The sequence below is a fragment of the Prevotella sp. MGM1 genome (genome assembly GCF_002933775.1).
In the GTDB taxonomy this organism is placed as follows: domain Bacteria; phylum Bacteroidota; class Bacteroidia; order Bacteroidales; family Bacteroidaceae; genus Prevotella.
The window spans coordinates 13,522-36,966 of sequence record NZ_BEWV01000059.1 but is presented as its reverse complement, the minus strand read 5'-3'; the positions used below and the strand labels follow the sequence as shown (position 1 = coordinate 36,966).

The window sequence follows — 23,445 nt, the reverse complement described above, 5'->3', positions numbered from 1 at the left end:
TATACCATCCTAAGACTACTTAACATACCATCCCAAGGCTACTATTACCGTCATCAGAACAAGGTTCAACAGAGACAGCGGCATAAGATACTTCCATTCAAGCTTAAGAATCTGGTCTATACGCAGACGCGGGAACGACCAACGAATCCAAAGAAGCACCCAAACAAGGGCAAAAGTCTTACCAAGGAACCACACAATACCGGGAATATAATCCATCACCGCATCAAATCCGGACACACCTATGTGTATAGGCATCCATCCGCCGAGGAACACTGTCGCCGCAACTCCCGCGATAACAAACATGTTCAGGTACTCGGCAAGATAGAAGAAGCCGAATCCCATACCCGAATACTCGGTATGATAGCCTGCGGTAAGCTCGCTCTCGGCCTCAGCGAGGTCGAAAGGACCGCGGTTCGCCTCGGCGTTTCCGGCGATAAGAAATACTATGAAAGCTATGATTGCAGGAATATGTCCCTGGAACACAAGCCAACCGAAAGCACCTTTCTGCGCCTCCACAATTCCGCTTATCTGCATTGTACCGGTAAGGACCACAGCTGCGATAAGGCACAGGCATAGCGACATCTCATAAGATATCATCTGAACGGCACCGCGCATGGCCGATACCACGCTATACTTATTGTTAGAACCCCATCCGGCAAGGAAGATACCGACGACCCCGATGCCAGATATTGCCGTGAGAAGGAATATCCCCACGTTGAAATCGAGTATTCCGGCTCCCTTGTTCCAAGGCATGAACGAGAATGTTCCCACCGATGCGATGAGCACAAGGAACGGTGCGACAAGATAAAGCAGCTTGTCAGCTTTATCCACGAAGAAAATCTCTTTTTGAAGCATCTTCAACACGTCGGCAAACACCTGGAACACACCCCACGGACCGACACGCATCGGACCGAGACGGCACTGGAAGTAAGCGCAGACCTTGCGCTCCATGAATATCAGCACGATGGCAAGCATGGCGTAAGCCGCAAGTATCAGCACACCTACGAGCACGCACTCGATAAGTATCGACAAGAAATCACCCAACCCCAAAGTGTTGCGCAACAAACCGTCGAACCAAGTTGTTACTATACTAAAATCAAACATAATCTTTATCTGTCTATATCAGGAATTACGTAATCTAATGTAGCGCCCACAGAGATGAGGTCGGCTATTTTCTCACCGCGCAGCATGGTATCCATCGCCGATACGAGAGGCAATCCCATCGGACGGAATTTCAGACGATAAGGGCTCTTGTCTCCCCTTGAATCGAGATATACGCCGATTTCTCCACGGCTGCCCTCGCATGATGTGTACCACTGTCCCTCCGGAACACGTATTATCGGCTTCTGCTTAACATAGTAGTCGCCGGCGGGAATGTTGTCGATGAGCTGTTCTATTATGCGTATGCTCTGCTCCATCTCGTCCATACGTACCATATAGCGGTCGAAGCAGTCGCCTGCATTATATGTTATCTCGTCAAACTCGACCTTGTCATACATAGCATAGGGGTGATGCTTGCGCACATCGTTTTGCCATCCTGCCGCACGTCCCGTACCTCCGGTACATCCGTAGCTTATGGCATCTTCCAGAGTGAGCTTGCCTACGCCCCTGAAACGGTTCTGCAAGATGATGTTTCCTGTGAAAATATCGTGATACTCCTTGAACATCGGCTTAAGATACTCACAGAGTTTCTTGACGTTCTGCACGAAATTGGGATCGATATCGGCCTGACATCCGCCTATCCTGTAATAGTTCTGGATAAGCCGGCCTCCGGTGGTCTCCTCCATTACGTTGAGCACTTGCTCACGCTCGCGCATACCATATATAAATGCGGTAAGCGCACCGAGGTCTTGGGCGCAACAGCTGTAAAACAGCAAATGGCTGTCAATACGCTGAAGCTCGTCCATGATTGTACGGATATACTTGATGCGGTCGGTAAGCTCCACTCCCATAGCCTCCTCTACTACGGAGCAGAGGGCATGGCGGTTCATCATCGCACTGAGATAATCCAGACGGTCTGTGAGTGCCAGTGTCTGCGGATATATATAACTCTCGCACATCTTTTCCACTCCGCGGTGTATGTATCCGCAGTGCGGATATATCTTGCGGATTGTCTCGCCGTCGAGTATCGTCTGCAAGCGGAGCACTCCGTGGGTTGCCGGATGCTGGGGGCCGATATTGATAACATAGTCGTCATCGGTGAAAAGCGGATGCTTCACAGCCACCAGTTTTCCGTCTTTATCAAGGCTGTATTCGAACGTACATTCCGTTTCGGGGTCATCCGTAAGCACATACGTGTTGTTCTCAGGACTCATGTCGTAGTCCTTACGGAAAGGATAGCCCTTGAAATCCGAGCGCAGGTATATGCGGCGCATATCCTTGTTGCCAAGAAACTTGATGCCGAAAAAGTCGTAAACCTCACGCTCCAATATCTCGGCACCTTTCCACAGGTGGCTCACCGTAGGTATATACGGCTCGTTACGGTCGGCATTCACTGCCTTAACGCTCGTGCGCTCGTGAGTCTTCGTGTTCTCCAATATATAAACGCACCCGAGTCCTTCCTCGCCGAAGTCTTCTCCGACAATGGTGACAAGGAAGTCGAAATGCTTATCATTCCTCAATTTTGCCATCTCGGAGGCAAAAGCGTTCAATTCGAATTGTCTGTTTTCTAATTTCATCTTCGTCTCCCTTTCTTAGTCGTTATTGCTATTGTCAGGCACGTCAGTCACCACTATAGGCTTCTTTTCCTTATGATTGCGCCCACCGAAGAATTTCTCTATCTTCACCTTACGCTGCAACTGCATCATTCCGTAAAGTATGGCCTCGGGGCGTGGCGGACAGCCGGGCACGAACACGTCTACCGGAACTATTTCCTCTATACCCTTAACCACATGATAGCTGCTCTTGAACGGACCGCCGGATATGGCGCAACCGCCCACAGCCACGACATACTTAGGCTCGGCCATCTCGTCGTAAAGGCGCTTCATGACCGGAGCCATCTTGTGAGTGATGGTACCGGCGCACATGATGAGGTCGGCCTGTCGCGGAGAGTTACGAGTAACCTCGAAACCGAAACGGGCAAAGTCATAACGTGCGCAACCCACGGCCATGAACTCGATACCGCAACAACTCGTGGCGAAGGTCAGCGACCATAACGAGTTGCTACGCCCCCAGTTGATGGCCTGATCGAGCGAACCGACAAACACATCCACACCTCCCTCGTGAAGCTCGTTGATTATCTTTTCGAGAGATTCATTGTCCTTAAATTCCTCGTAAGGAATACTCTTGATGCGCGGCTTTCTCACTTCCATTCCAACGCTCCTTTCCGCCAAGCGTAAGCCAGGCCAAATACAAGTACCAAAAGGAAAAATCCGATGCTCAGCAACGCCATTGCACCAAACTCCTTAACAACCACTGCCCACGGATAGAGAAACACCGTCTCCACGTCGAACATGAGAAACAAGATAGCGAACAGGTAGTAGCCCACATGCATAGGTATCCATGACGAACCGTGCGTGGGGATACCACACTCAAACGGTTCTCCTTTTACCTTGTTATACGAGCGCGGACCGATCAGCTTGGCAATGACATAAGCCGCCGCTACCAGTACGATAGCCGTTATCAAAACGGTAAGTAACAAAATAAAATACATAAAATATTATAATATTACAAATTTGTACGCTTGAAATAAGCGGGTGCAAAGATAATAAAAAAATCTTAAATCGTGTAATATTAACAACAAAATTGTACCTATATATAAATATAAAACTTATCTAAGGACAACTATAAAACAAACATCAATTATATTAACAAATCGGCAACCTCTATATTTTCTTTCCGACAGTCAAAACAGAAGAGCCGACAAACCGTATATCGCACAAGACGGCACATTTATCAAACCGGCAAGTCACTTCCCGCCGTGAAACGCCACCAGACCTTCCAACGGACTGCGCATCACTTTCCCGACAGTGAAGCCTTCGACCCCCGCCGCCTCTTCTAGCTCGGCTCTGAAATAATACGCTATACTGCCAACGGCACCGACCGGAAGGTCCGGACGGCAATATTGCACCACGTTGCGACTGAAAAACGACCTGAAATTCTCTATCACCATACTACGCAGCGACGGCACGTCAAGCCTGCCGGCAATGAAGCAAGACATTGAGGCCAGATAACGGTTTGCCAGCGGCTCACGATACACACGCCGTATAATGTCTGCCATGGTCTGCCCTGTGATCGAAAGATACTCGTCGCGCAGGGATTCGGGCAACCCACCTTTGAAAATAGCGTTGACAAACATCCTACCCAGCACAGCCCCACTACCCTCATCGCCGAGAATATAACCCAGCGGAGGGGTGTTTCCGGTGATGCGGACACCATCGTACAGACCGGAGTTGGCTCCCGTGCCGAGAATACATGCTATGCCCTCATCACGACCGCATACGGCTCTTGCCGCTCCGAGCAGGTCGCCATTTACCTCCACATGTTCCGCTCCGGAAAAAGCTGCAGTAAAAATATCGGCCATCATAGGAATAAACTCCTCGCGACAACCGCTGCCATAGTAATACACGGCCTTTACGTCTGCCGCGCCTAACTTCGGCAGAAGTTCACCGACAACGATATTCTCCACCGTGAGCCTATCCTGATGAAACGGATTTATGCCTTGCGTGAGCACCTGCCTTACCACATGCCTACCGTCTGCAAGCACCCAGTCCGTCTTGGTGCTTCCGCTATCCGCAATGAGTATCATAATATTTACTTTTCCGCAAAAGTACAAAAATATTCTTATTCCCTCAAAAAAACATGCCACTTGATAATCAACAAAGAACATTCATAATATGCGGACAGCCTGTCAACGCCACCGCCCGAGATTATTCCCGAATACACCAAACGTAAAATAAATATCACAAGCACACACTCGCCACTTTTTTTGAATATTTATACAGGGACACATCATAAACCGGAGAAAAACACCTTGTTTTTTGATAATCCACAACTTGCAACAGCATAAACCGCCACGCTTTCCGCATCCGGATACCGGTTGCGTTCCATCGGGATACCGGTTAGCTTGCATTTAGCGTCTAAACGCAACGCGACAAGTATCCCGTTACAACGCAACAAGCACCCCGTTGCAACACAAAAAAGGCTTCCGATACAAGTTTCGGAAGCCTTTTTCACATACATGTGCATATCACAACACACATATCCGTGCGACATGTTGACGCCATCAATAATCCTAATTATTTATGTAAAGATGCGCACAATCACACTTTTATCAAATATCAAAGGCGCGACTCCGTGCATAAATATACATTTCCGGCATATAACCGATAACGCCGCAATAGTTGTTTTGTAAATATTTATCATAGCCTTTTATTGTTTTTGATGGTTTATTCCATACAAATTTAGCAAAAAACATCACCGGATACAACAATAAGCACGATATACTTAGCGATACTTTCCACAAGACAAAACAACATTTTAACAAGGACATATTGCCGCAAAACATCAAAATTTACAGCGTTTTTATTTACGGGTTACATTAATTTTAATTAACTTTGCATTCTGATAAAAACGCTTTTTACAATTATGAGAAATACGATAATCGCCGGCCCATGTGTAATAGAATCGGCCGAGCTTCTAAATACAGTGGCGCAAGAACTTGTGAGAATAAACGATACACTTGGCACTGACATCATCTTCAAGGCTTCGTTTGACAAAGCCAACCGAACATCCATACATTCATTCAGAGGTCCGGGACTCGAGAAAGGCTTGCAGATGCTGGCAGACATAAAAAGCAGATACGGGCTGAGAATACTGACGGACATACATGAAAGCTGCCAGGCCGAGGCTGCGGGAGAAGTAGCCGATGTATTGCAGATACCAGCTTTTCTGTGCCGACAGACCGACCTGCTCGTTGCGGCTGCACGCACCGGGCTAACGGTCAACATAAAGAAAGCACAGTTCTTAAGCGGCAACGACATGCGGTATCCTGTGGAAAAGGCGCGCGACGCGGGGGCGAAAGACGTATGGCTTACCGAAAGGGGCAACACGTTCGGGTACAATAACCTCGTGGTGGATTTCAGAAACATCGACGACATGCTCGGCATAGTGCCCACAGTGATAATGGACTGCACCCACAGCGTGCAGCGTCCGGGCGGCGCCGACGGCAAGACCGGCGGCGACAGACGGTTCGTACCGCAAATGGCAATGGCAGCCAAAGCCTTCGGAGCGACGGGATATTTCTTTGAAGTACACCCCGACCCCGACAAGGGACTGAGCGACGCAGCCAACATGCTCGAGCTGTCGAAGCTCGAAAATCTCGTAAGGAGACTGGCCGAGTGAGCACGGACACACAGGCAACGGACAAAACAGCAAACAAAAACAAATTCAAAAAAAATGACTACAAGAGAACACGCCATACAGTGCATAAAAGACGAGGCCGAGGCTCTGCTCGACCTAATACCCAAGATGGACGAGAACCTCGACATGGCCGTTGAGCTGATGTACAACTGCCGGGGAAAAGTGATAATCACCGGTGTGGGCAAAAGCGGACACATCGGAGCTAAAATAGCGGCCACCCTTTCGAGCACCGGCACTCCCTCGTTTTTCATCAATCCGCTCGACGTGTTCCACGGAGATCTCGGTGTGATGACGAAAGACGATGTGGTATTGGCCATATCAAACTCCGGACATACTGACGAGCTGCTGCGCTTCATTCCCATGGTGCTGCACATGCAGATACCGATTGTGGGCATGAGCGGCAATCCCAAATCGCTGCTCGCCAAATACTCCAACTGCCATCTCAACGTAAGCGTCAAGAAAGAGGCGTGCCCACTCAACCTCGCGCCGACAAGCAGCACCACAGCCATGTTGGCAATGGGCGACGCTCTGGCCGTGGCCCTGATGCGGAAACGGCACTTCCAGCCGAACGACTTCGCACAGTTCCACCCCGGCGGCGAGTTGGGCAAGAGACTGCTGACAACGGCACAAGACGTGATGCACAAAGACAACATGCCTGTAATCACACCGGAGATGCATCTCGGCGAGGCCATCATCCTCGTCAGCAAAGGCAAACTCGGACTCGGAGTGGCGGAAAAAGACGGGGCTGTATGCGGACTGATCACCGACGGCGACATCAGAAGGGCAATGGAGAAATGGCAAGCCGAGTTCTTCGACCGCACAGTGGCCGATATAATGACGACAACACCGAAAACGGTTTCTCCACAAACAAAAATCACAGACATACAGAGTATCATGAACAAATACAAGGTTCACTCAGTACTCGTGACAGATGAAAACTCAAGACTTCTCGGAGTGGTAGACCACTACTCATGCATGATATAAAAACGCTTTACAAAGCATCCGGAAACACAAGACAAAAGGCATGAAGACGTTAAAGAAAGTTCTGATCATCATAATGGCATTTCTCCCGCTATATGCAGCCGGAATATACATGTTCAAGACGCTCGACGCAAGAAACGGCCTGAACAGCAGCCAGATAAACTGTATATTGAAAGACTCGCGCGGGTTTGTATGGCTCGGCACCCCGGCCGGTCTCTACCGATATGACGGCTATACGTTCAAGAGCTACCAGTCTGACTCGCAAGACGGTTCGTCACTGCCCGACAGTTACATTAAGAGCATTCAGGAGTCGCTCGACGGATGCCTATGGATACAGACCCCGGCCGGCATGTGCGTATATCACCCTCAGTCGGACAGTTTCGAACGTGACATGCGGCAAGTATATGTGAAGATGGGGATAAGCGAAATGCCGGAAATAGTGTATATAGACAGCCATAAAAACCTGTGGATGTCTGTTCCCAAAAAGGGAGTGCTGGCATACAACATGCAGCAACAACTGCTCTACGAGTTTGGCTACTCTGACGACGCTCACGGCATACCGGAAGGGGAAATCTGCTCGATAAACGAATGCCGCGACGGTGCGGTAATCGTATACAAAGACGGCAAACTGGCATGTTGCAACATATCCCGGCAGCAACGCACCGTATGGAAGACAAGCACGGTGGCCGATGCCCGCCTGCGGAGTTCCTCGACACTAAAAGCCTTTGCCGACCAGATGGACAATATATGGCTATACGGACAGGGGACACTGATGGTATACCACAAAAACACAAAGAAATGGAACACCGCCATCGGCGACAACATAGGTCTGACTGGGGTTGAGGTGGACAGAGCTGTGAACGGGATAACCGGCGACAGGAAAGGCAATATATGGATAGGAACCGATGCCGCCGGACTGATACGGATGAACGTAAACAACCATGAGATGGAGTTCGTAAATCCGAAAAGCGCCAACAAGCATGACAACTATAACGAGACAACAGCCATACAAAGCGTGTATGTGGACGATACGGACCTGCTGTGGGTGGGAACGGAAAAGGCCGGACTGGCTTTCTATGGAAACAATATATACAAATTCAAGTCGGAACTGTATGGAGACATCACCGCTATCACTCAAGATGCCGATGGAAAAGTGTGGTATGGAACGAGCGACAACGGTGTGGTGGGCTACGACGGACTGCTGGCCAGCCGAAAAGTGTCGGCAATGGCGGTAACTCCGGACGGCAGTTTATGGATAGGCTCGAAACGAAACGGACTGACACGCGTCAAAGACGGCGACACAAAGATATACTCGGCGGCGAGAGACAGCATGCACACGCTAATAGACGACCGCATCAACGGCTTGTGCACCGACAAGTCGGGCAACCTATGGATTGCGACAAGAGGAGGATTGCAGGTGTTCAACACCAGGATGCAGACATTCGCGACATATACCCGCGAGAACGGGAAACTGAGCACAAACACCATCACCGCCCTGTTCTATGGAAACGGGAATAACATGTTCATCGGAACAAACGAGGGTCTGATAATACAAAACCTGTCTACGAACGAACGCTGCGCACTCACCGGAACAACCACCGGAATGCAAAAATTCACCAACAACTACATAACACAGGTTATCGAAGACTCGCGAGGACTGGTATGGATAGGAACACGTGAGGGCGTAAACATACTCGACATGGAAAAAGACAGGCTGGACTATCTGACGGAAAAAGACGGTCTTGCCAACAACTGTGTATGCGGACTGACGGAAGACAAAAACCACAACATCTGGATAACGACAAGCAACGGAGTGACACGTGTAGTGGTGCAGAGAAACCACGAGGAGGCTTCTTTCAACTACGGACTGTACAACTATGACACATCGGACGGACTGCAAAGCAACGAGTTCAACATCGGGGCCATATATACCAAGAAAGACGGAAACGTATTGCTCGGCGGTCTGTATGGAGTGAGCAGCATAAGACAAAATGTCAAGAATGACAGGGCGTCACTGCCACGCGTCATGCTTACACAACTCTTTGTCGGAGACACCGAGATAATTACCGGACATGAATATGGCGGGCATGTTCCGCTGCCGCAAGCACTCAACGAAAGCAGCAGGATAGAACTGGCTGACAACCAGAATACGTTCACCATCAAATTCGCGGCCGGAAACTACAACCAGAGCGAACGGCTACTCTTCATGTACTGGATGGAAGGGAAGGACGACAACTGGAAAAACGGGGATCCGCTGACGCATGGAGTGACGTTCACCGATCTTGCCAGCGGTACATACACACTGCACGTCAAGGCAATAAGTGCCGACGGAACCGTGAGCGACCGGGAACGCACTCTCGAAATAAAGATAATGCGCCCGTGGTGGATGTCGTGGTGGATGATTCTGCTATATGCCGTTTCACTTATCGTCATTATATATATATGGATGATAGGCACCAAACAGATATCATATATATGGACAAAAAAGAAAGCCGTGATAAGGGAACTGATGATTCAGCGGGAAGAGATAAAGGCCGCAAGCGACGAACTGCGCGTGCCGCTGTCGAGAATGACCACAATAATAGGCAATATGGCCGAGAAAGAAGGCACTGTGGAAGAAAAAGAGCAAATAAACGCACTTCATTTCCAAGTATTGCAGGTGATAACGAGAATATCGGAAATGCAGACCTCGCTCGAAAATCCAGAGGCACGCGCCATTGAAAACGCCGACAACAGACTGCAATTTAACAGCAAAGGAGAAATAGCGTCGGTACAATATGGCAATGATGATATACTGACCGCCGAGATAAAACCAAAGAGAACAGACCTCATTACGATGCAATACACAATTGCCATAATAGACGATAACGATGATTTCTTGAGATTTTTCATGGCACACTTCCGCAATATATACAACATCAGGGCATATAACAGCATGGAAACGGCCGCCGCAGACATGAATGCCATCGCCGCAGACATAATCGTATGCAAGCACGGCATGAAGGAAATGACAGGAAGCGAGCTTTGCAACAGAATAAAGACAAATCCAAGGACGGAAAAGACAAAGTTCGTTCTCATGACGGACGGAGTACTGACACCGGCCGACATGCAAAGCATGAACATCACGTTGGCGGCCGACGACTATCTGGCGAAACCGTTCAACATGCAGGAGGCGGCGATGAGGTTTAACCGGTTGCTTGGACTCGCACCGGCAGAAGGAATGGACATCACCGGCAACAGTAACGATATACCTATGCTGGAAAGCATGAACACGGTCATGATGTCTGACAACGGGATGAGCATCACATCGGATGAAGACGTGGAAAGAATATTATCCGCCGCAAATCATAATGATGCCGGCAATACAGGAAATACGCAAGAGCGTAACAAGGATAATGGCGAGAAGGCAAACAATATGCCCTTATACAAGAATGGAGAGACCATCGGCGACTACTCCATGAACAGTTTAATGGACAGGCGACTGATGGCAAACGTGGAACAATACGTTCTTCACAACATGAGCAGAGGACATATAAACCTTGAAGAAATGGCCGTGGCCATGGGAATGGGACGGGTACCGTTTTTCCATAAAATAAGAAGCATCACATCCAAGACACCTGCAGAGCTGGTAAGGGAGTTGCGACTGAAACACGCATGCACATTGCTCGAACGCACCAATATAAACGTCGGAGAGCTGGCATCGACCCTCGGATTTATGACTCCAGAGAATTTTACTTACATATTTAAGGAAAAATACGGCATGTCGCCGCTTGAATACAGAATAAAACACAGAGAACAAGCATGAGATACTATATGTTTATCATCGGGTTGCTCGCCTGTTGCAACATGGCAAACGCACAAACAAGCGACTCGATGATAGTTGATATATTGGAAAAAAAGGGGATAACATTCACACACGACAACAGCATAACGCTTCTGACAACGGGCAAGGACAAATTTAACGACATGTTCAAAGCCATCAGACAGGCCAAAAGCAGCGTGCATCTTGAATACTTCAACTTCCGAAACGACTCAATCGCGTCGGAGCTTTTCGACATATTAAGACAAAAAGTAAAGGAAGGCGTAGAGGTCAGGGCGCTGTTCGATGGCTTTGGCAATGACTCCAACAACAAACCGTTACTCAAGGAACACATACAGAATTTAAGGGAAGACGGTATCGAGATATATGAGTTCGACCCCATACGCTTCCCGTGGATAAACCATGTTTTTCACAGAGACCACCGTAAAATAGTGGTAATAGACGGTAATATAGCATACACGGGCGGAATGAACGTTGCCGATTACTACATAAACGGCACCGAACAGGTAGGCGAATGGCACGACATGCACTGCCGGATAGAAGGCGGCGCTGTAAGCCAGTTGCAACTGATATTCATGAAAATGTGGCGAAAAGTCACCGGACAGGACATCTGGGACCAAAAATATTTCAATACTTACGCACCAATCACATTCAAAGGGCTGGCCGCCGACACTACCGCCACAGCCGGAAAGAAGACGGTTGGAATAATAAACAGGGAGCCGAGAACATCGAACGAAATAATCAGGACTTTCTACGTGAACGCCATCGACTGTGCCAAAGATTCCATAAAACTTATCAACCCCTACCTAACACTAAACCGAAAACTGAAAAAAGCACTGAAAAACGCTGTGAAACGGGGCGTGAAAGTAGAGATACTCGTATCGGCAAAAAGCGATATTCCGCTAACTCCGGACTGCGTGTTCTATAATGTCCATAAACTGATGAAGAAAGGAGTGGATGTATGGCTGTTCCAACCGGGATTTCATCATACCAAGGTAATAATGGTAGACGGGCGTTTCTGCACCGTTGGCAGCGCCAATCTGAACGCCCGAAGCCTCAGTTGGGACTACGAGGAGAATGCTGTCATCATTGACAGGAACACCACAAAAGAACTTGACAACCTGTTTGACAACGAGAAAAAGAGAAGTGTCTACCTGACGGAAAAGACATGGAACGAGTTCAGGACACCGTGGAAAAAGTTTGTAGGATGGTTCGCGCATCTGCTTACTCCTTTCCTATAATCATAATTAAAACACAGCAATCAATATCCGAATGAAAAGAGACGAGACCATATCCATTTGCAAAGCATTCGGCATCATACTGATGGTTATCGGCCATGCCAACTGTCCCGGTCCGCTGAGCAGTTTTCTGTATGAATTCCACATGCCGCTGTTCTTCATCGCGGCAGGATATTTCTTCTCCCTGAAATATCTTGACGATGAGGCAACATTTGTGAAGAAGCGCGTCAAAGGGCTGTATATCCCGTTTCTGAAATGGTCTGTCCTTTTTCTTGCCATACACAACCTGATGTTCAAAACGGGAATACTCAACGAGCAATACGGCAATGCCGCCGGTGGAGTGACACACCCCTACTCATGGCACCAGATACAACAGAACCTGTGGACAATGGTCTGTGCGATGGGCGGATACGACCAGTTTCTTAACGGTGCGTTCTGGTTTTTCCGTGGATTATTCGTTGCAAGTATAGCATATCTCGTACTGTTCAAGATCACAGACAGCCTCATCGGCAGGCTATACATGACAAAAGAGAAACGGAATAAAGATTATGAAAACACCGGCCATATAATCGAAAACGAACAACCAAAGGTCTATCGCACGCTTGTAATACCGGTAATAATATGCGTTACAGTTCTTGTAGTTCAATCATGGAAAACCCTTGAAGGCCTGAAAATCATAAACCTTATACAAGGCGGCAACCGCGAGATAATGGGAATATTCTTCTTCGGATGCGGATTTATATTCAGACAACTGAGAGACAAATACCGCGTCACGTGGCTGGCGACCATTGTATCGGCAACGGTTGTCTACCTGTTTTCACGCTTTGCCCCGTCAAGCATGGGATGGAGAATGGATTTCAACGGTTTCATCGCCCTACCCTTGCCCGCCATTTGCGGTTTCCTCATGACATACAACATAAGTGATTGGTTTGCAAGACATGACGGCCGAGTCAAAGACTTCCTCGTCTTCTGCGGCAATAACACAATGTGCATATTCGTGTTCCACATCGCGGCATACAAGGTTGTGAGCCTGATAAAGATATGGTACTATGGTTTGGATTACTTACAGATAGGTTGCCACATGGTAATACACGAGTACTCGGATATGGATCACTTCTGGATTCTATATTCAATGGCAGGCGTAGGCATCCCATTGGCATGGACATGGGCCTATCGCAGAATTTCCACGCTTATCAAATCAAGCATTAGCTGAATATCAACCATACCGACACCGTGGTTTTCAATAAAGCCAAGCTCACTTCTTATTATTTCCGCCTCAGCCCGTTCACGGTAATAATCGGTGGTTGAGTTGGGATATATCGTTTTCAAATAGCGTGCAAAAAGACGTGCGGCCTCACGGTTATTACCGGCAAACCACTCGCAAAATCCGAAATTAACAATATCTTCGGCATCGTCATTGTCACCGCCGCTTAACTTCAAATATATATTTTTGGCCTGCTCATACTTTCCGTCTCCGACCAAAGCGCGCGCCAAAACTCTCCTTACCGTATAATCTTCCGGATACTCATAGTCCAACCTGTAAAGCACCTTTAACGCCTCGTCATACCGCTCCAGATTGGTAAGACACACACCGTAACCTACCAGATAGCTCTTTTTATCAGGCTCTTTCTCCATCAACTCTCCATAAGCATCACATGCCTCGACATAATTCCCTTCATAAAAGCATGCCCTTGCATATCCCATTAAAGCCCGCTTGTCATCCGGACGACATTCCATTGCCTTACGAAAACACTCCGAAGCCGTATATCCCGACAAAGAATCATGCAGAATAACATTCTTTTTATGCAGCAACACATTGCCGCATAACATATAGTACTGATAGTCTTTATCCTTATCGGCATAGCAATCCAACACTTCCGCCGCCTCACCGTACATACGCCGCTTCATCAAAAATGTTACGATCTCACTGTTTTTCTTAGACAAGGCGGTACCCTTGAATATACTGTGGGCAAAAAATATATAATCGGCATGCCACTTTTCACCCTTACGATAATCGAAAGGATTGTAGAAATGGGTCCGTGAAGGATAAAGACGGAAGAAGCGATAAATATCCTGAAGGTATATTCTTCTTATATAAGCCGCACTCCGATTATCGATATCCATGATCCGCGCGACACCCGCCACTTCGCCATTGCCAATCATTTCGCGCATACTCTGCGGTATGCGGTCTATCACCTGAGTGAAAGCAAGCACGAAAGAATACTTATCGCTGTCACAGAACGGACCGCTACCGATTATCTTCTGCACAAGCTTCCCATTGTTGCCACTGTCGCAAACAGGCGCAACCGCAGGATGCTCCTTATAGAACGGTACAAACCAATTGCTGATATTATCGAAAAACGGGAAACGCTTCATTTGAGAGAAACCACCGAAATAAATGTCGGAACCTGCTTTCTGCATATCCACCATACGCCGGAAACTCTGCTCCACCTTCTCCATATTACTCTCCGATTCCTCCGGATGGAATATATCTTGCATCGGGTCTTCGTCCCGCTCCTCTATCCCATTGCGGGTAATATGAAAATTATTGTTTTTCAACAAGTCGGGAATTATCTCCTTCTGAATGGTATTATTATCACTTTCCGCACTCACGCAATACAATAGTTGTATCTGCAATTCGGTCAGTTCCTCACATACTTTCTCTGATTTCAACAACTCTTCCACCATCTGCCTCTCTTCCGGAAACAGACGTTCCTTTCCTTTTCCCAATGAAAACACCCACCCGACAAGGGCACGCTGGCTGACCTTATCATCCATGCTACGGCGATATACATTAATAAGGAGACCGAGCTTATTGACATCGAAGACATTCATTGCCGACAACATCACGGCTGAAACCATCAACGCCCTGTCGTTAACATCCACCGTGGGCGAGAGCATCAGCTCCTCATAAGCGTGCGACTGTTCCTCTGTCCACTGCTCCGAAAGCCATATTCTATTGAACAGCTCCGACATAAGAGACTGATGTCCGGCATAAATCCGAGCCTTTTTCTCCCTCTTTATATGCTCCGGTTCAAATTGAAGCATTGCCACCTCAGACACAAACTCTTCCAAATCCCTCTGTATCGCCGCGACCGTCCAGTCGCGCCTACTTGCCGCAACCGCACGATGAGAGGACGAGAAAAACGGAACATGTGCAATAATATGTCGCAACATCACATTAGACGTAAGACTGTACATATACCGTGTAAGCCTGCGATATATCCCATCCAGTTGAGGATCGCGATAACCTCCCGCCCAATAATCGGCCATCAAACGGTAATCGTTCTTTATTCCGTCAAACACATCGGCAAAACCGAGTTCGGGATATTTGCAAAAGAAAGACTCCAAATACTCTATCGCCAAACCAAGCCTTTGGCCGGCAAGCAATTCCAATATATCATCTAATTCCTTATTCCTTTCCATTGTGTTCCTCCTTCGTTTTCAACCACTTATCCGCTATCTCCGTATCACGGTTACGTGGCGCGGCAGCGTGATTGTATTTTATATTTTCCGGTATCGATAATACCACGTCGCCGGATACTCCGCAATACTTCGATATAAGCTTATCATATTTCCTTATTCCATGCTTGTTTATCGAATCACATGCCATATTGTATGCTTTAACAAACACATCCACCTGCTTTTTACGTGCCGTATCTGCCAATAGTTCTTTTCTGAAAGCAATAACCCCGAGCCACATATCGAGTTTGCGCGAGTCGAGCACAACCCTATGCTTCGCCATTCGTGCGGCCGTTGCCTGCGGTTCCGCGAGCCATAAAGCATCCATCATGTTGTTCTCAAGCATCTTAAGGCGTATATTGACATCGTTTATCTGCACCTTGAAAACACGCTCGTCGCTCAGCCCGACACTGTCCGCAACATAATCGCTCAACAGATCGGTTGCCGATAGGCGCGACATGGCTATCATTTTATCATCAAACTGCTTCAGATTCTTTATACGTGCGTTCTTGTTGCTTATCAACTGCCAGTATGCCCCGGTTGCGGCGACATAAGTCAAAGGCATTGCCGCTGCCGCAATACGTTGTGCCCGCACCACATCGGTCACCGTTCCTTCCACTCTCCGGTTTACTATGGCGGTGTCACAATCCATCTGTGCCGTATAATACTTCAATCGCACATCAACACCAAGCTGCTCATACAGCCCGTATTGCCGTGCCACATACATAGGAAGGCAATCAAGCGTAGGCATGACTGCCACTTTCAGCGCAGCCGAGTCCTCGCGTGCCAGACGTATACGCTCAGCCCTTGACATACGTTTTTGCTCCTCATAAGACTGTCCGCAGGCAATAATGAGCAACAGCGAAATAACAGAACAGACTATATTTTTCATCATCATCCTATTCTAATTTAAAAGGGCGTCAACGTATTTAAAACAAACACGAGCCGCCCTTTCGAGTGTTTAATGTGCGATATTAGCCTTTATCACGATGCAAAATTACAAAATAAAGATGAATAACCAACCTGTTTTTAGAATATTAATGCAAATAAACATGTCAATAAAGACATTACAACAGAAAACAACCGAATTCACGAACATAAGCCATATAATATCTTTCGATATTCATCAGCGTCACGCAAATCTAAAATCATGAACACAAATATATCAATGTTCCCAACAAACCATTTATCGTGATTGAATATCCTTATTCAATATTTTCGTAAACTTCTCTGCACCAATGTCTGACAAATGATCACAATCATGAAAATCATCGGCCACGAAACGTGAATCTTTCAGATAATCAAAGTATGGCAGATCATATTCCTTTTGTAACCTATGGATTAATTCGTACATCTTTGCCAACTGCTTTTCATCGAGATTATCATAGTACGTGCTCCAACAGGGAGTGGTTATCAATATCATCCTTACATTACGATTCTTACAAAATTCTGCCATCTCCTTCATTCGCTCATAATTCGCTTCTATAAATTCAAAGCTGTCTGCCGTGTGCCTTTTCACGGCAGATACGGCATCCGTACCCTTATTCCACGCTTCCATGTTTTTACCATGCGAACCAAAATGTGTCCCAAAACCGTATTTATCACAACTTATACCATCTTCTTTCCGGAAATACCTTACTAACTTTTTACTCGCACTTCTAATGTCCGACACTTCCAAATTATACAAAGACCAGTCAGGATAAAGACTGCAATCCATATAAATCTTGTAATATCGGCAGCGGTATTTCTCCGCACCATATTCCATTCCGTTAATAAACCACGACATATACGAAACAGGAGCTATAACAGTTTTCAATCTTTTGTACCTGTCTGCCCAATATTTCAACAAGGCCAAATCCTGCTTAAAGTCTTGGGCTACATTGGCAAGAGAAAAAGCATTGCCTTCTAAAAACTCCGGACGTATGCCATTGTACGTATGACTTGGACCCAGTACCAGTACCTCAACGTCTTCCGCGTTATCCTGCATCCACTCATATTTATACTTATATGTATTCGGTACTTGACGCAAAATGAATTCCACCGAAATTGCCATAACAACAATTAACAAGACAAATAACGCACAATATTTCAGAAACTTCTTCATAATGACTTAAAATTGAAAATAGATAAATGTTTGGCTCGCCCCGGCATATTTGGCTATCACATATATACAAATATAATATACCGTCCAACGCACAAAACGATAATTGAAAGGACGCATATTGGAAAACTGTAAAACATGACGCTTATCACGCTGAAACCATTCGACAAGAATGATAATGAGGCCAAAACGTAAAAACTTCATACCGCAAAGCATTGACGAGTCGAAGAACTGATTTGTAAACATCGCCGACAAATATCCCACTGCCTGTCCAATGGTTTCCGCACGGAAAAGAACCCATCCGATAACAACCAGAAAAAACGTCAATAACATTTGCAAAGCCACTTTGGCTCCGGAAATAAAACGGCCGCAAGCGATGGCGCTGTCATACTTCGTATTGACACCAGGCAGATTATAAACAACAAGCAACACGGCATGGTATAATCCCCAACAAACGAATGTCCAATCAGCTCCGTGCCATAATCCGCTTATAACCCAGACAATAAATATATTACGAACTATTCTCCACTTTTCACATCTACTCCCGCCTAACGGAAAATATATGTAATCGCGAAACCATGTGGTAAGCGATATATGCCAGCGCCGCCAAAACTCAGGGATACTACGTGAGAAATACGGAAAATCGAAATTGCGTGTCAGATTAAATCCGAACAATCTTGCACAACCTATGGCTATATCCGAATATCCCGAGAAATCACAGTAAATCTGCAACGTGAACAACACGCCAAGTATAAAAAGTGTCAATCCAGGCAATTCGGCATACTGGCCCCAACAAGCATTAACCTCAGCCGCACAGTTATCGGCTATGACAAGTTTTTTCAAAAAGCCCCAAAGCATCTGCCTGCACCCGTCTACCGCCTTGTCATATTCAAACATGCGCGGCCGTTGGAATTGTGGCAACAGATTGGTCGCCCTTTCTATCGGGCCTGCCACCAACTGCGGGAAGAAACTTATATAGGCAAAAAACTCCACCGGATCATGCGTGGCAGGCATTTTCTTCCTATATACGTCTATTGAATAACTAAGTGCCTGAAACGTATAGAAACTGATACCTACAGGCAAAATGACATTTATCGTGACCCAATCAAAATGCCAACCCAACGCATCCGACAGCTCTTCGATGTTTTCCATGAAGAAATTGTAGTACTTAAACACTACGAGCACTCCGACATTAAGCACCATATTGGCCGCATTCACCGTCCGCTGCCACTGTCGCCGACCCTCGTAACGCTCAATCAACAGGCCGCTGACATAACTGCAAACGGAAGTAAATGCAATCAAAAACACCAGCTTCCAGTTCCACCAGCCATAAAAGACATAACTTGCAATGACGACAAGCATATTCTGCCAGCGCCGCTCTTTGGCCACAAACCAATAGAGATAAAAAACTATCGGCAAAAATACTATAAACTCAAAAGAATTAAAAAGCATACGTTCATTCTGCATTCAATATGTCGCCCTTAGAATACCCGAACAGGACGTAATAAGTATTGATATCGCAGCCACATAAAAAAAGCGGGGTATCCTACCTCTGCTTGTCCGAACTATTAGGCCGTAGGAAACCTCACAAATGAAACAAACAGAACCGATACCCACGCCATTGGTATATATAATACGCCCCTAATGGTGTGCATGATGACTATGATTAGCCACCGGCACACCAACGGAGTGGTATGATATACCTACCCGTAGTATCCGCCTCTGCAATGTCTTTTATTTGTGTTATTGAGTTTCCTACGTTCAATAGTTCCAAAACACAGCGTCAGCAAACACTTTTCTATAATGTAGCACTTCTACCATTGCCTTACCCTGTACTCTCATCCGATACGGAATGAAGCGGCAAAAGCGGATGCAAAGGTATTAATTTATTTTTGAAACATCCTCATAATAATATAAAAAAAACATGACAGTAAAACGATATCACGAATACGCATATAGCCCGAGAACCGATATAAAGCCCCAAACATAAATATACAGGGATAAATCTTTAAAACATATTTTCGTACTATTATACTATTTTCCGTACAAATATCCATCATGCAAATCCCCGCTTTCAGCTATTTTTGCACTAAACAATATCCATGTGCCTATGAAACGTATGTTTGGCAAAAAACAGCGTCGTGCATCTCCGCATCATGCATGGCCGCAATGCCCGTAAATGAAAACATCATAATATATAGATTTCAGATACCACAATATTTGATCGGATATACCGATTGTCAATGAAACGAACCAGGGGGCTCGTCCTGATGAAATAAATACCTTCCACCCGTAAATAACAAATCACCCAAAAGCAATGAAAAGAATTCTAACTACTTTCCTCACTGCCTTATCGCTCACAAGCAGCCTTACGGCACAGGCTCAGTACCAAGATGTGAAAGCAAAGAAAGCCGAGACAAACAGGCCGTTATCCGAGTTTGCGGAACACCGGAAAACACTGTTGGATTTCGATTGGAAATTCATGCTCGTCACGGCAGAGAACAAAAATACGGACTTCGCCTCGCCGGCACTTGACGACAGTTCATGGCGCACGCTCGACCTGCCGCACGACTTTCAGTTCGAGCAGCCGTGGAGCAAAGATGCCGGCGGAGCGCGTGGCTTCAAGCCTATGTGCGACGGATGGTACCGCAAGACTTTCCGTGCCGACTATGGGGGTAAAAACGAAGCGAGCACAATCTTTGTTACATAACGTGCTGATGTGATGGGGATTGGTGTTAAGTCGCTGATATGGAAAAGTTTAATTTGCTTGAATTTAGGTTTAATTTCGGGGCTGGGGTGGTTGTGTTTTAGTTGAATTTGGCTTTAATCAAGTTGAATTTTACTTTAATTTTAACGGCTGATTTAACGGCTTCTTTGTGGCTAATGGGCTGATATTGTGCAATTAAATATAAACGCCGTTTAATCGTTGGAATGATGATTAAACGGCGTTTTAACGGCTGGAGCAAACCAGCGGCCTAAATCGGCGATGTTGCATTTTGAACAACGCCTAAATCTGCGATGTTGCAGATAGTTGGATATATATTAAATTATTTAATCCGTTGACTTTCAAAGAGAATGATTTTCAAATAATGCACATTTCGTTCTGTTTAGAGTTGGATAGTCTAACGATGTTGCATTTTGAACTAAAACGGCATCGAATTTTAACAATTCAATTCTTTAAGTGCCGCCGCAATCTTGTTGTATAGTTCCGTGTGAAATGATGTTAGATTTTTGTGCTTCTCTAACTTGTTAAGCATTTGCCGCAATTCGTGTGTTACCTTTGGCAGTGTGGGAAGCTGAAGGAGTTCTGCTGTTTCCTCGTTGGTTAACGCTTGTGCTTTTTTCGCTTCGTCTATATCGCCGTTCAGGATATAGAGAATTTGACCGACTGTTTCTTTCGCCATGTGCTTTTGTTCAAATCTAAAAATTGTAGTTCGCGCGACTCCGAATAGAGCCGCTAAATCTTCTTTGTTGGTTATTCCTTGTTGCAGGGCGTTAAGGTAATTTGTTAGGGTTAATGTTTTGGGATTATGTTCGCGCAATACCCTATAAACGTAGCCAGCCGAAACGTTGCATATTTCGGCCACTTCAATAGGATCTAAACATTTTGATAACTCAATTATGCGCTCTTTGTTTGTCATTCAGCATTTTAGTTGTTTGGGGCTTCATAGGGTAATAAGCGGCGGCAATCGCCCGAAAGCAATCGCCGCCGCGTGGTGAGTTTATTTCAGATGTTCAGGGATTGTTCCGCCTGCCTGCTCTAACAGGTAGCGCAAACCGCCGATTGTGCGGTGTGCGGCTATTTGCCCCTCAAAGTATTCGTTAGCTTGTTTTTTCCAAAACTCGCTCACTCTCTCCGCTTGGCTCTTTTCGAGGTTCAGTTCTACCACTTGACGGGCGCGGACTGCCAGCCGTGCGCGGAGTTCGTCCTGCTCGCGTAGGGCGTTGCGCAACTTACGGCGCAAGCAAGCCACAACCCATGCGGGCGCGTTGGCTTCGTTAGAATTGTTCATACATGTAATTTTAGGAAGTTGTAAAAAAATAGCGACCCTTAGGTGTCCTACGCTATTACATGAAAAGCGCCGGGGCGTTTCCGCACTCCGCACCATAGGTCGCAAATATCTTTGGGGAAATTGTTTAACTTGGTTCATACATGTAATTTTTAGGATAGTGCAAAGGTAAACAAATAATCCGACCCTGCAAAATATCACGGCGCAAAATTGGCTAATTCAAAAGATTTGCACAAAAAGAGTGTAAAAGATTTGCACTCTTTTTGGAGCGCGCCACGGCGCGAGCGTACCTTTGCACCAACAAGTTAAGACAAACAACAATGGATAAAAACGAGAAACAAGACACTAACAAGCCTATAACCTTTGTGTTGAGCGATGAGTCCGTAAATAGTTACGGCAATGTGGTTCTGACCGAGGGTATAGACACAACCGCGTTTGAGCGCAACCCCGTTATGCTCTATATGCACAACCGAGACGGCAACGTCATAGGCCGTTGGGAGAATATTCGCAAGGAGGACAACCGCCTGCTTGGTGATGCCGTTTTCGATGATAGCACCGAATTGGCCGCAACAGTCAAGAAGCAAGTTGAAAAAGGCTTTTTGCGCTCTGTATCTATCGGCATTGAAGTAATAACTATCGAGGATTTAAACGGCGTTCAGACAATCGTTAAAAGCCGTTTAATTGAGGTTTCAATAGTTGATATTCCCAGCAATAAGAACGCGGTCAAATTGTGCCGCCGCTCTGGTGGTTATGCTTACAACCTCAAAGAGCTGGAGAACGACAACACGCCCGAAGATTTGAAAGCGGCTTTAATTGCGCTTTTAGGGCTTGAAAGTGGCGCGGATGATAAAGATATTATCGAAGCCGTCAAAATGGCTTTAGAGGGCAAAGGAACGCCCGAGGAAGCCGTTGACGAAGCAATTACAAACGGATATATTGACGGGGCGCAACGTGGCACGTTCATAGCGTTGGCGCGTGGCAATCGTGGAGCGTTCCGCGACTTTATCAACGGCCAGCGAAAAGCACAAGCCCCCGAAATATCGCGGTTAATCAATGACGCGGTAAACAAACGCAAGTTATTAGGCTGTGAAACAGCTATTTTTGAGCGATTAGGCGCAAAAATCGGGGCTAAGGCTTTGGGCGAGCTGCTCTTCACGTTACGCCCCATGCCGAAGCCGATGGAGTTTATAAAGGGCGGCGCGGCACACTCCGACCGCTCACAATGGACGCTTGACGATTACCGCAAGTTTGCCCCTCAAGAGCTGGAGAACGACCCCGAATTATACGCCCGTTTGTTAAAGGCTGAAAAGGGCGAGGAAGTGACGGCGCACTCGTTGGAGTGGTACAGGAGAAACAACCCCGAATATCTGCGCGAGCACCCCGAAGTGTACCGCGAATTGCTGGAGCAAGCAAAGGAACGACAGCGCAAGGAAGCGAGAAAAAACAACAAGTAAACACAACAAAAAATAACTT

The 23,445-nt window shown here is 46.6% G+C and carries 18 protein-coding genes; 7 read left to right on the top strand and 11 right to left on the bottom strand.

Features of this window, described 5'->3' with window-relative positions; translation table 11 throughout:
* Positions 1-15: 15 nt before the first annotated feature.
* From nuoH to MoGM_RS01475, 5 genes are all read right to left on the bottom strand, one after another.
* Positions 16-1,104 carry an NADH-quinone oxidoreductase subunit NuoH gene (gene nuoH, locus MoGM_RS01495; protein ID WP_104368453.1) on the bottom strand — a complete coding sequence of 363 codons (1,089 nt, stop codon included), beginning with the start codon at positions 1,102-1,104 and terminating at the stop codon, positions 16-18.
* A 5-nt stretch (positions 1,105-1,109) separates the two neighbouring features.
* Entirely contained in the window at positions 1,110-2,678 is a 1,569-nt protein-coding gene (locus MoGM_RS01490; RefSeq protein ID WP_104368452.1) for an NADH-quinone oxidoreductase subunit D, read from the bottom strand.
* Between the two features lie 15 nt (positions 2,679-2,693).
* On the bottom strand, positions 2,694-3,311 hold the full coding sequence (locus tag MoGM_RS01485; RefSeq protein WP_104368451.1) for an NADH-quinone oxidoreductase subunit B: 618 nt from the start codon (positions 3,309-3,311) through the stop codon (positions 2,694-2,696).
* Complete coding sequence (locus tag MoGM_RS01480; RefSeq protein ID WP_104368450.1) at positions 3,302-3,652, bottom strand: NADH-quinone oxidoreductase subunit A; 351 nt, start codon at positions 3,650-3,652, stop codon at positions 3,302-3,304. Before MoGM_RS01480 ends, MoGM_RS01485 begins: the two co-directional genes overlap by 10 nt.
* Positions 3,653-3,907: 255 nt before the next feature.
* The gene (locus MoGM_RS01475; protein ID WP_104368449.1) at positions 3,908-4,747 is read right to left on the bottom strand and encodes an ATPase; all 840 of its coding nucleotides are present in this window, start codon (positions 4,745-4,747) and stop codon (positions 3,908-3,910) included.
* 839 nt (positions 4,748-5,586) lie between these two features.
* On the opposite strand from MoGM_RS01475, the gene kdsA reads away from it, so the two are divergent.
* Genes kdsA through MoGM_RS01445 form a run of 5 tightly spaced genes read left to right on the top strand, consistent with a single transcriptional unit; the run spans position 5,587 to position 13,612 of the window.
* Entirely contained in the window at positions 5,587-6,342 is a 756-nt protein-coding gene (gene kdsA / locus MoGM_RS01465) for a 3-deoxy-8-phosphooctulonate synthase (protein WP_104368447.1), read from the top strand.
* A 54-nt stretch (positions 6,343-6,396) separates the two neighbouring features.
* Entirely contained in the window at positions 6,397-7,344 is a 948-nt protein-coding gene (locus MoGM_RS01460; RefSeq protein WP_104368446.1) for an SIS domain-containing protein, read from the top strand.
* Positions 7,345-7,384: 40 nt separating this feature from the next.
* Positions 7,385-11,146: a two-component regulator propeller domain-containing protein gene (locus MoGM_RS01455; protein WP_104368445.1), complete on the top strand. Its 3,762-nt coding sequence runs from the start codon at positions 7,385-7,387 to the stop codon at positions 11,144-11,146.
* Positions 11,143-12,402: a cardiolipin synthase gene (gene cls / locus MoGM_RS01450; RefSeq protein ID WP_104368444.1), complete on the top strand. Its 1,260-nt coding sequence runs from the start codon at positions 11,143-11,145 to the stop codon at positions 12,400-12,402. Before MoGM_RS01455 ends, cls begins: the two co-directional genes overlap by 4 nt.
* A gap of 31 nt (positions 12,403-12,433) precedes the next feature.
* On the top strand, positions 12,434-13,612 hold the full coding sequence (locus MoGM_RS01445; RefSeq protein ID WP_104368443.1) for an acyltransferase family protein: 1,179 nt from the start codon (positions 12,434-12,436) through the stop codon (positions 13,610-13,612).
* On the opposite strand, the gene MoGM_RS01440 is transcribed toward MoGM_RS01445, so the two are convergent.
* The 4 genes from MoGM_RS01440 to MoGM_RS01425 all read right to left on the bottom strand — a co-directional run bounded on the left by MoGM_RS01440 (position 13,570) and on the right by MoGM_RS01425 (position 19,414).
* Positions 13,570-15,825, bottom strand: coding sequence for a tetratricopeptide repeat protein (locus tag MoGM_RS01440; RefSeq protein ID WP_104368442.1), 2,256 nt, complete (start codon positions 15,823-15,825; stop codon positions 13,570-13,572). The two genes, MoGM_RS01445 and MoGM_RS01440, sit on opposite strands and share 43 nt — an antisense overlap.
* On the bottom strand, positions 15,812-16,759 hold the full coding sequence (locus tag MoGM_RS01435; RefSeq protein ID WP_371410490.1) for an ABC transporter substrate-binding protein: 948 nt from the start codon (positions 16,757-16,759) through the stop codon (positions 15,812-15,814). Before MoGM_RS01435 ends, MoGM_RS01440 begins: the two co-directional genes overlap by 14 nt.
* Positions 16,760-17,047: 288 nt before the next feature.
* Entirely contained in the window at positions 17,048-17,965 is a 918-nt protein-coding gene (locus tag MoGM_RS01430; protein WP_104368441.1) for a DUF1574 family protein, read from the bottom strand.
* A gap of 6 nt (positions 17,966-17,971) precedes the next feature.
* Positions 17,972-19,414, bottom strand: coding sequence for an MBOAT family protein (locus MoGM_RS01425; RefSeq protein WP_104368493.1), 1,443 nt, complete (start codon positions 19,412-19,414; stop codon positions 17,972-17,974).
* An 865-nt stretch (positions 19,415-20,279) separates the two neighbouring features.
* On the opposite strand from MoGM_RS01425, the gene MoGM_RS13260 reads away from it, so the two are divergent.
* Positions 20,280-20,672, top strand: a complete 393-nt coding sequence (locus MoGM_RS13260; protein ID WP_233210103.1) for a hypothetical protein — start codon at positions 20,280-20,282, stop codon at positions 20,670-20,672.
* Positions 20,673-21,123: 451 nt separating this feature from the next.
* Here the strand turns inward: MoGM_RS13260 and MoGM_RS01415 are convergent, their stop codons facing one another.
* Together MoGM_RS01415 and MoGM_RS01410 are read right to left on the bottom strand one after the other, a co-directional pair.
* Positions 21,124-21,603, bottom strand: coding sequence for a hypothetical protein (locus MoGM_RS01415; RefSeq protein ID WP_104368440.1), 480 nt, complete (start codon positions 21,601-21,603; stop codon positions 21,124-21,126).
* An 81-nt stretch (positions 21,604-21,684) separates the two neighbouring features.
* Complete coding sequence (locus MoGM_RS01410) at positions 21,685-21,975, bottom strand: hypothetical protein (protein WP_104368439.1); 291 nt, start codon at positions 21,973-21,975, stop codon at positions 21,685-21,687.
* Between the two features lie 317 nt (positions 21,976-22,292).
* Here MoGM_RS01410 and MoGM_RS01405 point away from each other — a divergent pair, with 317 nt between their 5' ends.
* Positions 22,293-23,426, top strand: coding sequence for an HK97 family phage prohead protease (locus MoGM_RS01405; protein ID WP_104368438.1), 1,134 nt, complete (start codon positions 22,293-22,295; stop codon positions 23,424-23,426).
* Positions 23,427-23,445 lie beyond the last annotated feature (19 nt).

What these genes read in the sequence shown, in the direction of transcription:
- nuoH (WP_104368453.1), bottom strand. Translation starts at nt 1,104, where the DNA reads ATGTTTGATTTTAGTATAGTAACAACTTGGTTCGACGGTTTGTTGCGC.
- MoGM_RS01490 (WP_104368452.1), bottom strand. Translation starts at nt 2,678, where the DNA reads ATGAAATTAGAAAACAGACAATTCGAATTGAACGCTTTTGCCTCCGAG.
- MoGM_RS01485 (WP_104368451.1), bottom strand. Translation starts at nt 3,311, where the DNA reads ATGGAAGTGAGAAAGCCGCGCATCAAGAGTATTCCTTACGAGGAATTT.
- MoGM_RS01480 (WP_104368450.1), bottom strand. Translation starts at nt 3,652, where the DNA reads ATGTATTTTATTTTGTTACTTACCGTTTTGATAACGGCTATCGTACTG.
- MoGM_RS01475 (WP_104368449.1), bottom strand. Translation starts at nt 4,747, where the DNA reads ATGATACTCATTGCGGATAGCGGAAGCACCAAGACGGACTGGGTGCTT.
- kdsA (WP_104368447.1), top strand. Translation starts at nt 5,587, where the DNA reads ATGAGAAATACGATAATCGCCGGCCCATGTGTAATAGAATCGGCCGAG.
- MoGM_RS01460 (WP_104368446.1), top strand. Translation starts at nt 6,397, where the DNA reads ATGACTACAAGAGAACACGCCATACAGTGCATAAAAGACGAGGCCGAG.
- MoGM_RS01455 (WP_104368445.1), top strand. Translation starts at nt 7,385, where the DNA reads ATGAAGACGTTAAAGAAAGTTCTGATCATCATAATGGCATTTCTCCCG.
- cls (WP_104368444.1), top strand. Translation starts at nt 11,143, where the DNA reads ATGAGATACTATATGTTTATCATCGGGTTGCTCGCCTGTTGCAACATG.
- MoGM_RS01445 (WP_104368443.1), top strand. Translation starts at nt 12,434, where the DNA reads ATGAAAAGAGACGAGACCATATCCATTTGCAAAGCATTCGGCATCATA.
- MoGM_RS01440 (WP_104368442.1), bottom strand. Translation starts at nt 15,825, where the DNA reads ATGGAAAGGAATAAGGAATTAGATGATATATTGGAATTGCTTGCCGGC.
- MoGM_RS01435 (WP_371410490.1), bottom strand. Translation starts at nt 16,759, where the DNA reads ATGATGATGAAAAATATAGTCTGTTCTGTTATTTCGCTGTTGCTCATT.
- MoGM_RS01430 (WP_104368441.1), bottom strand. Translation starts at nt 17,965, where the DNA reads ATGAAGAAGTTTCTGAAATATTGTGCGTTATTTGTCTTGTTAATTGTT.
- MoGM_RS01425 (WP_104368493.1), bottom strand. Translation starts at nt 19,414, where the DNA reads ATGCTTTTTAATTCTTTTGAGTTTATAGTATTTTTGCCGATAGTTTTT.
- MoGM_RS13260 (WP_233210103.1), top strand. Translation starts at nt 20,280, where the DNA reads ATGAAAAGAATTCTAACTACTTTCCTCACTGCCTTATCGCTCACAAGC.
- MoGM_RS01415 (WP_104368440.1), bottom strand. Translation starts at nt 21,603, where the DNA reads ATGACAAACAAAGAGCGCATAATTGAGTTATCAAAATGTTTAGATCCT.
- MoGM_RS01410 (WP_104368439.1), bottom strand. Translation starts at nt 21,975, where the DNA reads ATGAACAATTCTAACGAAGCCAACGCGCCCGCATGGGTTGTGGCTTGC.
- MoGM_RS01405 (WP_104368438.1), top strand. Translation starts at nt 22,293, where the DNA reads ATGGATAAAAACGAGAAACAAGACACTAACAAGCCTATAACCTTTGTG.